Genomic DNA, 12,268 nt, shown 5'->3' on the forward strand with positions numbered 1-12,268 from the left:
TCTTCAAAAGGTCCGGTTTTCGATATTCTATGGAGCCACTTACGGAAGGGCGATGCCCCATGCCGCGCCGTGCCGACCGGATGCCCCTGCTCGATCTCGACATCGACGAAGCGGCGCCGGCCCCGCTCCATCGCCAGCTCTACGAGGGCTTGCGCAAGGCGATCCTGGCCGGGCGCCTGGCGCCGCGCGGACGCCTGCCCTCGAGCCGCGCGCTCGCGAGCGAGCTCGGGCTCTCGCGCAACACCGTGCTCGCGGCCTTCGAGCAGCTCGCGAGCGAGGGTTATCTGGAGGCGCGCCGCGGCTCCGGCAGCCGCGTCGCCGCGACCTTGCCCGACCTGTCGCCGCCCCGCCGCCGCGCGCCGTCGCGCAGCGAGGCCCAGGCGAAGCCCGCGGTCGGGCTCTCGGCGCGCGGCTTGTCGCTGAGCAAGGCGTCGGACGCGCGCGCCACGCGCGGCGACGGCGCCTTCGCGCCGGCCATTCCCGATCTCGACATCTTCCCCTTCGAGCTCTGGTCGCGCCTGCTGGCGCGGAGCTGGCGAAGGCCGACGCTGGCCATGGCGACGGGCCGCGATGCGGGGGGCTATCTCCCGCTGCGCGCCGCCATCGCCGATTATCTGCGCCGGGTGCGGGCGGTGCGCTGCGAGCCGGAGCAGGTGATCGTGCTCTCCGGCATCCGCCAGGCGGTCGATCTCGCGGTGCGGCTGCTGCTCGATGCGGGCGACCGCGTCTGGCTCGAGGATCCGGGCTATGCCGGCGTGCGCGAGGTCCTGCGCGCCTCCGGCGCCAGGCTGGTGCCCGTGCCGGTCGACGGCGAAGGCCTCTCGGTCAAGGCCGGCGCGCGCAAGGCGCCCGATGCGCGCCTCGTCTGCGTGGCGCCGTCGCATCAATATCCGCTGGGGACGGTGATGACGCTGGGCCGCCGGCTCGAGCTGCTGGCCTGGGCGCGCCAAGCGGGTGCCTGGGTCATCGAGGACGATTACGACAGCGAGTTCCGCTATGCGGGCCGTCCGCTGGCAGCCCTCCAGGGCCTCGACGAGGATGGCCGCGTCATCTATGTCGGCAGCTTCTCCAAGGTGCTGTTCCCCTCCCTGCGGCTGGGCTATCTCGTGGCGCCGCCGGCGCTGGTCGACGCCTTCACCGCGGCCCGCTCGACGCTCGACGATCATGCGGCGATGACGGCACAGCCGGCGCTCGCGGCTTTCATCGCCGAGGGGCATTTCGCGGCCCATATCAGGCGCACGCGCAAGCTCTATGCGGCGCGCCAGGCGGCCTTGCTGGCCGCGGCTGACCGCCATTTTCAAGGATTGCTCGAGCTGGCGCCGGCGCCGGCCGGCATGCATCTCCTCGCCGGCCTCGCGCCTGCATTGGCCGCAAGGATGGACGATCGCGCCGCCACCGCGCGCGCCGCCGCCGCGGGCATCACCGTCTCGCCGCTCTCGGCCTTCCAGATGACGAGCCCGCGCCGTCAGGGGCTGCTGCTCGGCTATGCCGGCGTGCCGGAGGACCGGATCGAGCCGGCGGCGATCAGGCTCGCGGCCGCGCTGCGGCCATAGGGCCTGCCGCGAACGCTGCGCTCTCCCGCGCTGCTCGCGCCCGATCGGGGCTCAGCGAGGGGCGGCAGGCCTGAGGAGGCGAAGTGCGTTGAAGACGACCAGCAGCGACGCGCCCACATCCGCCGCGATGGCGCCCCACAGGCTTGCCACGCCGGCGAAGGTCAGGAGAAGAAAGGCGGCCTTCACGCCCAGCGAGAACAGGATGTTCTGCCGGATGACGGCGAGTGTCCGCCGCGCATGCCAGACGAGCCAGGCCAGCTTCGAGATGTCGTCGGTCATGAGGGCCACGTCCGCGGTCTCGATGGCCGCGTCCGAGCCGATGGCGCCCATGGCGATGCCGAGGCTCGCACGCGCCAATGCCGGCGCGTCGTTCACACCGTCGCCGACCATCGCGACCGTCCCATACCGGCCGACGAGCTGCTCGACATTGCGCAGCTTGTCTTCCGGCAGCAGCTCGGCATGGACCTCGTCGATGCCGACCTGCCGGGCGATCGCTTCGGCCGTCGCCCGGTTGTCGCCGGTCAGCATGACGACATGCTTCACGCCCGCCGCATGCAACGCTTTCACCATGCCCGCCGCTTCCGGCCGTACCGTGTCGGCGACCGCGATGAGGCCGCAGACATGACGGGCATTGCCCACCACGATCACGGTCTTGCCATCGGCCTCCAGGGCCTCGGCCTGACGCGCGATGTCCGGTGTGTCCTGGCCGCGTTCGGCCACATAGCGATGCGAGCCCAGCCAGAAAGGCTCGCCACCGAAGGTTCCGGTCAGCCCCTTGCCCTTCAGCAGCTGGACGTCGGCAGCCGAGGCCGGCGAAACGTTCCGGGATTCGGCCCGGCGGACGATGGCGCGCGCCAGCGGGTGCGTGGAGCGGGCCTCGAGCGCGGCCGCGCGCGCCAGGAGCTCCGCTTCGGTGTGCGTGCCGAGGGGCACCACATCCACCACTTCGGGCTCGCCGCGCGTGATGGTCCCGGTCTTGTCCATGGCGATCGCCTTCAACCGGGCCGGCAGCTCGATGAAGGCGCCGCCCTTCACCAGCACGCCGGCCCGCGCCGATGCCGCCAGCGATGCGACGATCGAAACCGGCGTCGAGATGACCAGCGCGCAGGGACAGGCGATGACCAGCAGCACGAGCGCGCGGTAGAACCAGTCTTCCCAGAGGCCGCCGAAGAGAAGCGGCGGCACCAGGAACACGAGCAGGGCCAGCATCATCACCGCCGGCGTATAGATCCGGGCGAACCGCTCGACCCACTGCTCGGAGGGCGCGCGCCGGGCATGAGCGTCCTCGATCATGCGGATGATCCGCGCGAGCGTGGTGTCGTCCGCCGCCTTGGTGACCTCGACGGTCAGGGTGCCGTCGCCGTTGATCGAGCCGGCATAGACCTCCAGGCCTTCCTGCTTCTCGACCGGCAGGCTTTCGCCCGTGATCGGCGCCTGGTTGACGGCGCTGCTGCCTGACAGGACGCGGCCGTCGAGAGCGATGCGCTCGCCGCCCGGCACGATGAAGCGGTCGCCCGGTCTTGCCTCCGCCACCGGAACATCGATCTCCGATCCGTCGGGCCGCAGCAGACGCACCGTCGGCGGCGCCAGATCGAGCAAGGCCGCGACCGCGCGCCGTGCGCGCCCAACGCTCCAGCTCTCGAGTGCCAGCGACAAGGCGAACAGGAAGGCGACCGTCGCGCCCTCGAACCATTCGCCGATGAGCATGGCGCCCAGCACCGCGACGACCATCAGAAGGTTGATGTCGGGGCGCAGGTTGCGCAACGCGTACCAAGCCTTGACCGCGACGAACCGGCCGCCCAGCAGAACCGCCCCGACATAGGCGGCGATCTCGGGCCAAGGCATCGGCTGGGCGGCGTGGCTGACCAGCAGGCGCAGCGCGTCACCGATGCTTCCGGCGGTTGCCATGTGAATGGTGACGCCGAGCAAGAGGCTGGCACCGCTGGCGGCCGTGAACAGGAGCTGCTGGCGACGGTGGCCGTCGGATCCGGTCCCGTTGGCGCCGGTCGCCTGCCACGGGACAGCGCTCATGCCCGTGGTGGCGACGGCCTCCAGGATGGCCAGGTCGGAGATATTCCCCGCGGCCGGGGCAACGGTCATGCGGCCATTGAGCACGTCGAAGGCCAGCCGATCCGGTCCCCCGACGAGCGGCCCTACGGCCTGCTTCAGGACCGCCACTTCCTCGGCGCAGTCCATGCCGCGCACCATGAAGGCGCGACCCTTCGCGGGCGGGCTGCCCGGTTCGAGAGTCGCGGTCGGCGCACAACAGGAATCATGGCCATGATCCTGTTCATGCGCGTGGCGGCGATGCGCCTTGGGCGATTGAGCGCCAGCGCCCGGGCCGCAGCAGGCATCTGCGGCAGGTGCGTCATCGGCCTTCGGCCCACAGCATGCATCATGACCGTGCGTCGGGTTCGGGGCGTGGTCATGGCGGTGCGGATGAGCCATCGAGGGCCTCATAGGACGGGAGACAGCGCTGTTCCCCGTCGATATGGGACCTCCAGCGACTGTAGATTCAAGAAGCGAGGGCCGGCCCTGTCTGGCGCCTTGCAATCCCGGCGTTTCGGCCCCAGGTTAGAAACCTACAGAAGCTGTAGATATGGGGGCTTGCCACTATGTCTTTGAAAGAGTTCGCCATTGGCCAGCTTGCGGCGGTTACCGGGTGCCGCATCCAGACCATCCGCTATTACGAGCAGATCGGGCTGATGCCGCCGCCGGCCCGCACCTCCGGCAACCAGCGGCGCTACAGCCAGCGCCATCTCGATCGCCTGGCCTTCATCCGGCACAGCCGCGAGCTCGGCTTCTCGCTCGATTCCATTCGTGAGCTGCTGACCCTGGCCGACCATCCGGAGGGATCTTGCGCGGCCGCCGACGAGATCGCGCAGCGCCAGTTGAGCGCTGTCGATCAGCGGATCCGGCAGCTCTCGGCGCTGAAGGCCGAGTTCGAGCGGATGATCTCGGTCTGCCGCGGCGGCAAGATCTGCGATTGCCGCGTCATCCAGGTGCTGGCCGACAGCTCTCATGCGCACTGCTTGAGCGATCACCACGAGGGCGCGCTGCAGATGAGCGCCGGGGTGGCGGCCGTCGACGCCGGAACCGCCCGCCCCGAGTAACGCGCGAGCGTCCGGTCGCCGCCGGCCCGGGCTTCACCCGCGGTTCATCCGGTTGTCGATCAGGTCCTTCACCACCGCGGGATCGGCCAGCGTCGAGATGTCGCCCAGGTTGCCGTACTCGTTCTCGGCGATCTTGCGCAGGATGCGGCGCATGATCTTGCCGGAGCGGGTCTTGGGCAGGCTCGGCGCGAACTGCAGCAGGTCGGGCGAGGCGATCGGGCCGATCTCCTTGCGCACCCAGTTCACCAGCTCCTTGCGCAACGCCTCGCTCGGCTGCTCGCCGGCGTTGAGCGTCACATAGGCATAGATGCCCTGGCCCTTGATGTCGTGCGGGTAGCCCACGACCGCGGCCTCGGCGACCTTCGCATGGGCGACCAGCGCGCTCTCGACCTCGGCCGTGCCGAGGCGGTGGCCCGAGACGTTGATCACGTCGTCGACGCGCCCCGTGATCCAGTAATAGCCGTCCTCGTCGCGCCGGCAGCCGTCGCCGGTGAAATACTTGCCCTTGTAGGCGGAGAAGTAGGTCGCGGCGAAGCGCTTGTGGTCGCCATAGACCGTGCGCATCTGGCCCGGCCAGGAATCGGCGATGCAGAGATTCCCTTCGCACGCCCCGTCCAGCACATTGCCGTTGGCATCGACGATCTCGGGCCTGATGCCGAAAAGCGGCTTGGTCGCGGAGCCGGGCTTGAGCGCCGTGGCGCCGGGCAGCGGCGAAATGAGAATCCCGCCGGTCTCGGTCTGCCACCAGGTGTCGACGATCGGGCAGCGCTCGTCGCCCACCACGCGGTGATACCAGAGCCAGGCTTCCGGATTGATCGGCTCGCCGACCGAGCCCAGCAGCCGCAGCGACTGGCGGCTCGTCTTCTTCACCGGCCCCTCGCCCTCGCGCATCAGCGCGCGGATCGCGGTGGGCGCCGTGTAGAACGTGTTGACCTGATGCTTGTCGATCACCTGCCAGAAGCGCGAGGCGTCCGGGTAGTTCGGCACGCCCTCGAACATCACCGTGGTGGCGCCGTTGGCGAGCGGACCATAGAGGATGTAGCTGTGGCCCGTGACCCAGCCCACATCCGCCGTGCACCAATAGATGTCGCCGTCGTGATAGTCGAAGACATAGCGGTGGGTCATGGCGGCATAGACCAGATAGCCGCCGGTTGTGTGCAGCACGCCCTTCGGTTTTCCGGTCGAGCCCGAGGTATAGAGGATGAAGAGGGGATCCTCGGCGTTCATCTCGACCGGCGGGCAGTCGCGCCCCACCTGCGACAGTTCCTCGTGATACCAGTGGTCGCGGCCCTCGACCCAATTGATCTTGCCGCCGGTGTGCTTCACGACGATGCAGGTCTTCACGGAGGGGCAGCGGGTCAATGCCTCGTCGACATTGGCCTTGAGCGGGATCTTGCGCCCGCCGCGCAAGCCCTCGTCGGTCGTGATGATGCAGTTGGAATCGCAGTCCTGGATGCGGCCGACCAGGCTCTCGGGCGAGAAGCCGCCGAACACCACCGAATGGATCGCGCCGATCCGGGTGCAGGCCAGCATCGCGTAGGCCGCCTCCGGGATCATCGGCATATAGATCGTGACCCGGTCGCCTTTCTTGATGCCGCGCTTCTTCAGGACATTGGCGAGACGGCAGACATTCTCATGCAGCTCCGAATAGGAGACATGCTTGTGGTCCTTGGGGTCGTCGCCCTCCCACAGGATTGCGGTCTGGTCGGCGCGGAGCGCCAGATGCCGGTCGATGCAGTTGGCGGAAACGTTGAGCGTGCCGTCGTAATACCAGCGGATCCGCACGTCGCCCGTGTAGTCCACGTCCTTCACCTTGGTGAAGGGCTTGATCCAGGTGACGAGCTTGCCCTGCTCGCCCCAGAAGGCCTCGGGGTCCTTGATCGAAAGGTGATAGAGGCTTTCGTATTTCTCCTCGTCGATCCAGGCGGTCCGGGCCAGTTCTTCGGGGACGGGGAACAGGGTCGGGCTGGTCATGACGGTGCGCTTCTCCCTACGGGCGGTTTCTCCCTTGGCTCTTGTCCGGCGGGCGGGCGGTTGGGATTCCCGCCACAACCGGAGGGCGGGGCGGTTTGCGTGCCGCGCCAAGGGCTTGAGGGAAGATCATCTTGACGGAAGCGGGGGCGCGGAACAAGCGGCCGCCCGATCCTGCGCTCGTCCCGGGCCGGAGCCCCGGGAATCCTTTCGTATCGGCTGGATGTACGTCGGGACAGGACCGGGAGACGGGACGGCGGGTTAGCCCTCCGTTAAGAGCGGCCGGCATAGTGTCGCAGCCAATTCGGATAAAACATGAGGCGAAGATAAATCCTATGGCTAAAGGTCTTTCTGTCGGCACTCGTTTCTATGTCGTGAGCGGCGTGAGCGCGCTGCTGCTGGCCCTGACCGCCGGTGTCGGGCTCTGGGTCGCGGGTGAGCAGGAGAACCAGCTTGCCGATGTGGTGGTCACCTCGACCGCGCTGCGCCATCACATGGAAGCGGACATGATGCATGACGCGCTGCGTGCCGATGTGATCTCGGCGCTGCGCGACGGCGCGAGCGGCAATGCCGATGCGCGCCAGGAGGTCGAGGCCGATCTCGAGGATCATGTCACGAGCTTCCAGGAGGCGGTCGACGCCAACACCAAGCTGGCGCTCGGCGAGGACGTGAAGGCCGCGCTGGCCGAGGTCGCGCCCAAGCTCGACGTCTACATCGCCGGTGCCGAGAAGATCGCCAAGGAGGCCTTCGAGAATCCGACGGTGGCCGAGGCCGGCTTCCCCGCCTTCATCGAGCAGTTCAAGGCGCTCGAGGAAGCGATGGAGCAGGTGAGCGGGAAGATCGAATCCGCGGTCGCGGATGCGCAGGAACATGCCGTCGCCATGGCCCGGATCGCCCGGGTCTCGATCCTGATCGCGGCCGGCGCCGGTGTGCTGATCCTGCTGCTCTGCGCGATGGCGCTGGTGCGCGCGGTGGTGCGCCCGACCGTCGCCATGACCGAGGCCATGAGCAAGCTGGCGCAGGGCGAGATGAACACCGACATTCCGGCCCGCGAGCGCGAGGACGAGATCGGGCGCATGGCCGCCGCCGTCCAGGTCTTCAAGGACAACGCGCTCAAGGCGGCGGAGCTCGCGGAAGCGACCCGCCAGGAGCAGCAGGCGAAGGAGGCACGGGCCAAGCGGCTCGAGCAGCTCTCCGGCCAGTTCGACAAGAGCGTGTCGGGTCTGCTGCAGGAGGTCGAGGCCGCCATGTCGGACATGAAGGATATGGCCGGCAGCATGACGCAGGCTGCGACCGAGACCTCGACCAAGTCCGCCGCCGTCACCGAGGCCGCCCAGTCCGCCTCGAGCAACGTCAACACGGTCGCGAGCGCGACCGAGGAGCTGGCGGCCTCCGTCGGCGAGATCGGCACGCGTGTGCATCGCTCGACCGAGATCGCACAGAAGGCCGTGCAGGAAGCGGGTCACACCAACGGCACCGTGCAGGGGCTGGCGGCGGCAGCACAGAAGATCGGCGAGGTTGTCAACCTGATCAACGATATCGCCGCACAGACCAATCTCCTGGCGCTCAACGCCACGATCGAGGCGGCGCGCGCGGGCGAGGCCGGCAAGGGCTTCGCGGTGGTCGCTTCCGAGGTGAAGAACCTCGCCAACCAGACGGCCAAGGCGACCGAGGATATCGGCGCCCAGATCGCCGACATCCAGAAGGTCTCGGCCGACGCCGTGACCGCGATCGGCGGCATCGGCACGACCATCGGCAACATCTCCGAGATCGCGACCGAGATCTCCGCGGCGGTGGAGCAGCAGGGTGCCGCCACCCAGGAGATCGCGCGCAACGTCCAGGCCGCGGCCACGGGCACGCAGCAGGTGACCGGCCATATCGGCGCGGTCTCGGCGGCGGCACAGCAGACCGGCAATTCCGCGCAGCAGATGCTGGGCTCGATCGAGCAGCTCGCCGGCCGCGCCCAGGCGCTGGGCCAGACGGTCAGCCGCTTCCTCGAGGATGTGCGCGCGGCCTGAGTTTCTCTAGCCTCGACATTCCGGGGCCGGCAGCAGCAGCCAGCCGGCCTCGGTCTCGACCGCGAAGGGCGTCAGCGACTTCCCCTTGCAGGGTCCCCTGAGGCAATAGCCGTCCTCGATGCGGAACTGCGCCCCATGCGTGGTGCAGAGGAAGCGTTCCTTGTCGCTGGTGAGGAAGCGGTCGGGGAACAGCTCGAGCGGCGTGCCCTGGTGCGGGCAGGCATTGCGATAGCCCAGCAGCCGATCACCGCGGCGATAGACGAAGAAATCGAGCCGGCCCGGCCCGTCGCCGATCAGGAATCCGCGCGCGGTGCCGTCGGGAATCTCGTCGATCCGGCAGAGGCGCCGGCCGCTCGGATCCTGATCCATCGCCGGCATCGCTCGGCTTGGTCCTGTCTTCAGTCGGGCTTCACGCCGCCCATCTTGCAGATGAGCTTCCAGGCGGCGGCATCGACCGGCTGCACGGAGAGCCGCGACAGGCGCACCAGCGCGATGTCCTTGAGCTTGGGTTCGGCCTTGATGGAAGCCAGCGTGACCGGCTGCTTCATCGCCGTCACGGGCTTCAGATCCACCATCACGAACTTGCCGGTCTTGTCCGTGGGATCGGGATAGGCGGTCTTGGTGATCTCGGCGATGCCCACCACCGCGAGGCCCTCGTTCGAATGATAGAAGAGGGCGCGGTCGCCCGCCTTCATCGCCTTCAGGTTGGCGGCCGCCTGGTGGTTGCGCACGCCGTTCCAGTGGGTCTTGCCCTCCTTCACCAGCTGCTCCCAGCCATAGACCGAGGGCTCCGACTTCACCAGCCAATAGGCCATCCTGGGGTCTCCCTGGTTTGCCGGTTCGGACCTGCGCGGTTCAGCGCGGATCGCGCTCGATGGTCTTGCGCCAGGGCCGCACGTCGACCGAGGCGAAGAGGCCGGCCTTCGCATAGGGATCGCTCTTGAGGAAGCGGTCGACATCGCCCCGGCCGTCGAACTCCAGGATGAACAGGCTGCCGGCCATCTGCTGCCCGTCCTCGCTCAGGACCGGGCCGGCGATGACGATCTGGGCCGCGTGCTGCTTCAGGAATTCGACATGGGCCGGCCGGTTGGCGGCCCGCACCGCGGCATGGTCGGGCTTGTCCAGGCAATAGGCGATGTAAAGCATGAGGGTTCCTTGGGCAGGGACGGCGGGGCAGGCCGGCGAGCCTAACCCGGTTCGTGGCCCCCTGGCCATGTCCCAGGGTCTCTCAAAAAGGGCGGGAATCCGCGGCTCGGGAGGTCCGGGGTAACCAGCCGTCAACCTATTTCAAAAAAGCGACAAATTATTAACGAATCAGAAGGGAGAATGAATCGGGGCGGCCTGCCGTCGCCCATCCCGCGTCCCTCCCCCGGCCCCGAGGAGGACGCGGCCTTGCTCTTTCGTGGGCCCTTACCCGGACGGAGGAGCGGACACCGCGAGCCCCATGTCTGCGTCTCATCCCGTCATCCGCCGCTGGTTCTGGCTCCTGGGACTGGCGCTGGCGCTGCTGTTGGGTGTGGCTGCCGCCGCGACGACCGTGGCGGAGCTGCAGCGCCGCAAGGCCGAGGAGCAGATCGCCACCGTCAATGGCAGCGCGCAGCAGAGCCGTCTGGCGCTGCAGATCGCGCTCCTGGCCCAGGACATCGCCCGCACGGCCGACAGCCGGGATCAGGCGCGGATGCGGGTCGCCGCCGACCGGCTGGCCGAGCTCCATCGGCGTCTCGTCGATCGGGCCCAGACCCTGGGTCCGGCCGCGCGCGAGCTGGTGGCCTTCTACAACACCGACGAGGTGGCGCTCGAATTCACGCTGCAGCGCTTCATCTCCCAGGCTCACATCCTGTCGATGCTGCCGGCGACGATGCTGAAGCCGGGCCGGATCGAGATGCAGGCGATCGCGGACAGCTATCCCCGCCTGCTGGCCGCCCTCGATGCCGAGACCGCGGCCTGGCAGCATTACGAGGAGCGGCTGCATCGCGAGCTCGGCCATATGCAGATGCTGGAGCTGCTGCTGTTCGCGGCCGTGATCGTCGCGATCGCGCTCCTGGTCTTCCGGCCGATGCTGCGCTCCCTGCGCGAGCATATGGGCGCGCTCGAGGATCTCAACACCACGCTGGAGCGCCGGGTCGCCGAGCGCACCGCCGTCGCCGAGGCCAGGGCGCGCGAGCTGGTGCAGTCCGAGGCCGCCTTGCGCGAGAGCGATGCGCGCATCCGCGGGATTCTCGAGAACGTGGCGGACATGGTGATCACGGTCGATGGCTGGGGCCGGATCGAATCCTTCAATCCCGCGGCCGAGCGCGGCTTCGGCTATTCGGCGGCCGAGGCCACGGGCTCGGACGTCTCGATGCTGCTGCCGGACAGCCCGGGCGGCGCCGGCGGGATGCAGCTTCTGCGCCGCCTCGCGGGGCCGGAGGGCGAGCAGCACGGCATCGCGCTCAACGAGATGACCGCGCGCCGCAAGGACGGCTCGCAGTTCCCGGTCGAGCTCGCGGTCGGCCGCGTGCGGCTGGGCGGCCGCCAGCTGATGATCGGCACGCTCCGCGACATCTCCGCCCGGCGCGAATCCGAGGATCGGTTGCGGCACGCCAAGGAGGACGCGATCGCGGCCAACCGCGCCAAGTCGCAGTTCCTCGCCAATATGAGCCACGAGCTGCGCACGCCGCTCAACGCCATCATCGGCTTCTCCGAGATCCTGGAGAAGGAGATGTTCGGCCCTCTGGGCGTGCCGACCTATGCCGACTATGCGCGCGACATCCACCAGAGCGGCGAGCATCTGCTTGCCGTCGTGAACGACATCCTCGACCTGTCGCGCATCGAGGCCGGCCGCATGGAGCTCTCCGACCTCGAGGTCGATCTGGGCGAGCTGATCGCGGCCTGCCTGCGCATGGTCAGCGTGCGCGCCGAGGAGCGCGAGGTCGAGATCGTGACCGACCTGCGCTGCCTGCCGCTCGCGGTGCGTTGCGACATGCGCTCGGTCAAGCAGGCGCTGCTCAACCTTCTGATCAACGCCATCAAGTTCAACAAGCGCGGCGGCCGCATCACGATCCGCGCCAGCCTCGAGGCCGACGGCTGGCTGGAGCTGGCGGTGATCGATACCGGCATCGGCATGGATCCCGCCGACATCCCCTCGGCGCTGACGCCCTTCGTCCAGATCAACAGCTCGCTCTCGCGCAGCTACGAGGGCACAGGCCTCGGCCTGCCGCTGGCGAAGTCGCTGATCGAGCTCCATGGCGGCCGCCTGCAGCTCGAGAGCGCGCTCGATGTCGGCACCACCGCCACGCTGCGCCTGCCGCCCGACCGCATCATCGCGCAGGCCGAGAAGCCGCCCCAGGCCGCCGCCGTCAACGGCTGAGGCCAGTCAAAGGAGAACGGAGTCTTTGTCCCCTCTCCCGCATCGCGGGGCAGGGCGATCGCATGTGGCGACGCGAATGAATCCCCTCCCCCTTTGAGGGGAAGGTTAGGGTGGGGGGTGATCGTAGAACACGACTGAAAACGGAGCTCTCATCGCAGCAGGACGGGCTTGCAACGAGTCTGCGGCTACCCCCCACCCCAGCCCCCCTCAAGGGGGGAGGTGAAGAAAGCCTCAAATGCGATTGCTCTGCATCGCGGGGGAGGA

At 68.5% G+C, this 12,268-nt stretch carries 9 protein-coding genes; 4 read left to right on the top strand and 5 right to left on the bottom strand.

All coding sequences use genetic code 11. The annotated features are described in order from the left end of the window. Positions 1–59 precede the first annotated feature (59 nt). Entirely contained in the window at positions 60–1,553 is a 1,494-nt protein-coding gene (gene pdxR / locus FRZ61_RS25670) for a MocR-like pyridoxine biosynthesis transcription factor PdxR (RefSeq protein ID WP_151120489.1), read from the top strand. 51 nt (positions 1,554–1,604) lie between these two features. Here pdxR and FRZ61_RS25675 read toward each other — a convergent pair whose 3' ends face one another. After that, on the bottom strand, positions 1,605–3,761 hold the full coding sequence (locus FRZ61_RS25675) for a heavy metal translocating P-type ATPase (protein WP_225309008.1): 2,157 nt from the start codon (positions 3,759–3,761) through the stop codon (positions 1,605–1,607). Positions 3,762–4,168: 407 nt separating this feature from the next. On the opposite strand from FRZ61_RS25675, the gene FRZ61_RS25680 reads away from it, so the two are divergent. Continuing rightward, positions 4,169–4,666 carry a MerR family transcriptional regulator gene (locus FRZ61_RS25680; RefSeq protein WP_151120491.1) on the top strand — a complete coding sequence of 166 codons (498 nt, stop codon included), beginning with the start codon at positions 4,169–4,171 and terminating at the stop codon, positions 4,664–4,666. 33 nt (positions 4,667–4,699) lie between these two features. Here FRZ61_RS25680 and acs read toward each other — a convergent pair whose 3' ends face one another. Then, the gene (gene acs, locus FRZ61_RS25685; protein ID WP_151120492.1) at positions 4,700–6,640 is read right to left on the bottom strand and encodes an acetate--CoA ligase; all 1,941 of its coding nucleotides are present in this window, start codon (positions 6,638–6,640) and stop codon (positions 4,700–4,702) included. A 332-nt stretch (positions 6,641–6,972) separates the two neighbouring features. Between acs and FRZ61_RS25690 the strand changes: the two genes are divergently transcribed. Beyond that, positions 6,973–8,655, top strand: coding sequence for a methyl-accepting chemotaxis protein (locus FRZ61_RS25690; protein ID WP_151120493.1), 1,683 nt, complete (start codon positions 6,973–6,975; stop codon positions 8,653–8,655). A 6-nt stretch (positions 8,656–8,661) separates the two neighbouring features. On the opposite strand, the gene FRZ61_RS25695 is transcribed toward FRZ61_RS25690, so the two are convergent. From FRZ61_RS25695 to FRZ61_RS25705, 3 genes are read right to left on the bottom strand one after another with little or no spacing between them, the layout of a single operon-like run. Continuing rightward, complete coding sequence (locus FRZ61_RS25695; protein ID WP_151120494.1) at positions 8,662–9,024, bottom strand: Rieske (2Fe-2S) protein; 363 nt, start codon at positions 9,022–9,024, stop codon at positions 8,662–8,664. Positions 9,025–9,053: 29 nt separating this feature from the next. Then, positions 9,054–9,470, bottom strand: coding sequence for an EVE domain-containing protein (locus tag FRZ61_RS25700; protein WP_151120495.1), 417 nt, complete (start codon positions 9,468–9,470; stop codon positions 9,054–9,056). A 40-nt stretch (positions 9,471–9,510) separates the two neighbouring features. Continuing rightward, complete coding sequence (locus FRZ61_RS25705) at positions 9,511–9,801, bottom strand: YciI family protein (protein WP_151120496.1); 291 nt, start codon at positions 9,799–9,801, stop codon at positions 9,511–9,513. 298 nt (positions 9,802–10,099) lie between these two features. Between FRZ61_RS25705 and FRZ61_RS25710 the strand changes: the two genes are divergently transcribed. Further along, positions 10,100–12,004, top strand: a complete 1,905-nt coding sequence (locus tag FRZ61_RS25710; RefSeq protein ID WP_151120497.1) for a PAS domain-containing sensor histidine kinase — start codon at positions 10,100–10,102, stop codon at positions 12,002–12,004. Positions 12,005–12,268 lie beyond the last annotated feature (264 nt).

Origin of the sequence: Hypericibacter adhaerens, assembly GCF_008728835.1 — a bacterium.
Classification (GTDB): Bacteria; Pseudomonadota; Alphaproteobacteria; order Dongiales; family Dongiaceae; genus Hypericibacter; species Hypericibacter adhaerens.

Bases quoted from the DNA above. Each gene is read 5' to 3' on its own strand.
- FRZ61_RS25680 (WP_151120491.1), top strand. From the start codon at position 4,169: ATGTCTTTGAAAGAGTTCGCCATTGGCCAGCTTGCGGCGGTTACCGGG.
- FRZ61_RS25705 (WP_151120496.1), bottom strand. From the start codon at position 9,801: ATGCTTTACATCGCCTATTGCCTGGACAAGCCCGACCATGCCGCGGTG.
- FRZ61_RS25700 (WP_151120495.1), bottom strand. From the start codon at position 9,470: ATGGCCTATTGGCTGGTGAAGTCGGAGCCCTCGGTCTATGGCTGGGAG.
- FRZ61_RS25710 (WP_151120497.1), top strand. From the start codon at position 10,100: ATGTCTGCGTCTCATCCCGTCATCCGCCGCTGGTTCTGGCTCCTGGGA.
- FRZ61_RS25690 (WP_151120493.1), top strand. From the start codon at position 6,973: ATGGCTAAAGGTCTTTCTGTCGGCACTCGTTTCTATGTCGTGAGCGGC.
- FRZ61_RS25675 (WP_225309008.1), bottom strand. From the start codon at position 3,761: ATGGTGCGCGGCATGGACTGCGCCGAGGAAGTGGCGGTCCTGAAGCAG.
- FRZ61_RS25695 (WP_151120494.1), bottom strand. From the start codon at position 9,024: ATGGATCAGGATCCGAGCGGCCGGCGCCTCTGCCGGATCGACGAGATT.
- acs (WP_151120492.1), bottom strand. From the start codon at position 6,640: ATGACCAGCCCGACCCTGTTCCCCGTCCCCGAAGAACTGGCCCGGACC.
- pdxR (WP_151120489.1), top strand. From the start codon at position 60: ATGCCGCGCCGTGCCGACCGGATGCCCCTGCTCGATCTCGACATCGAC.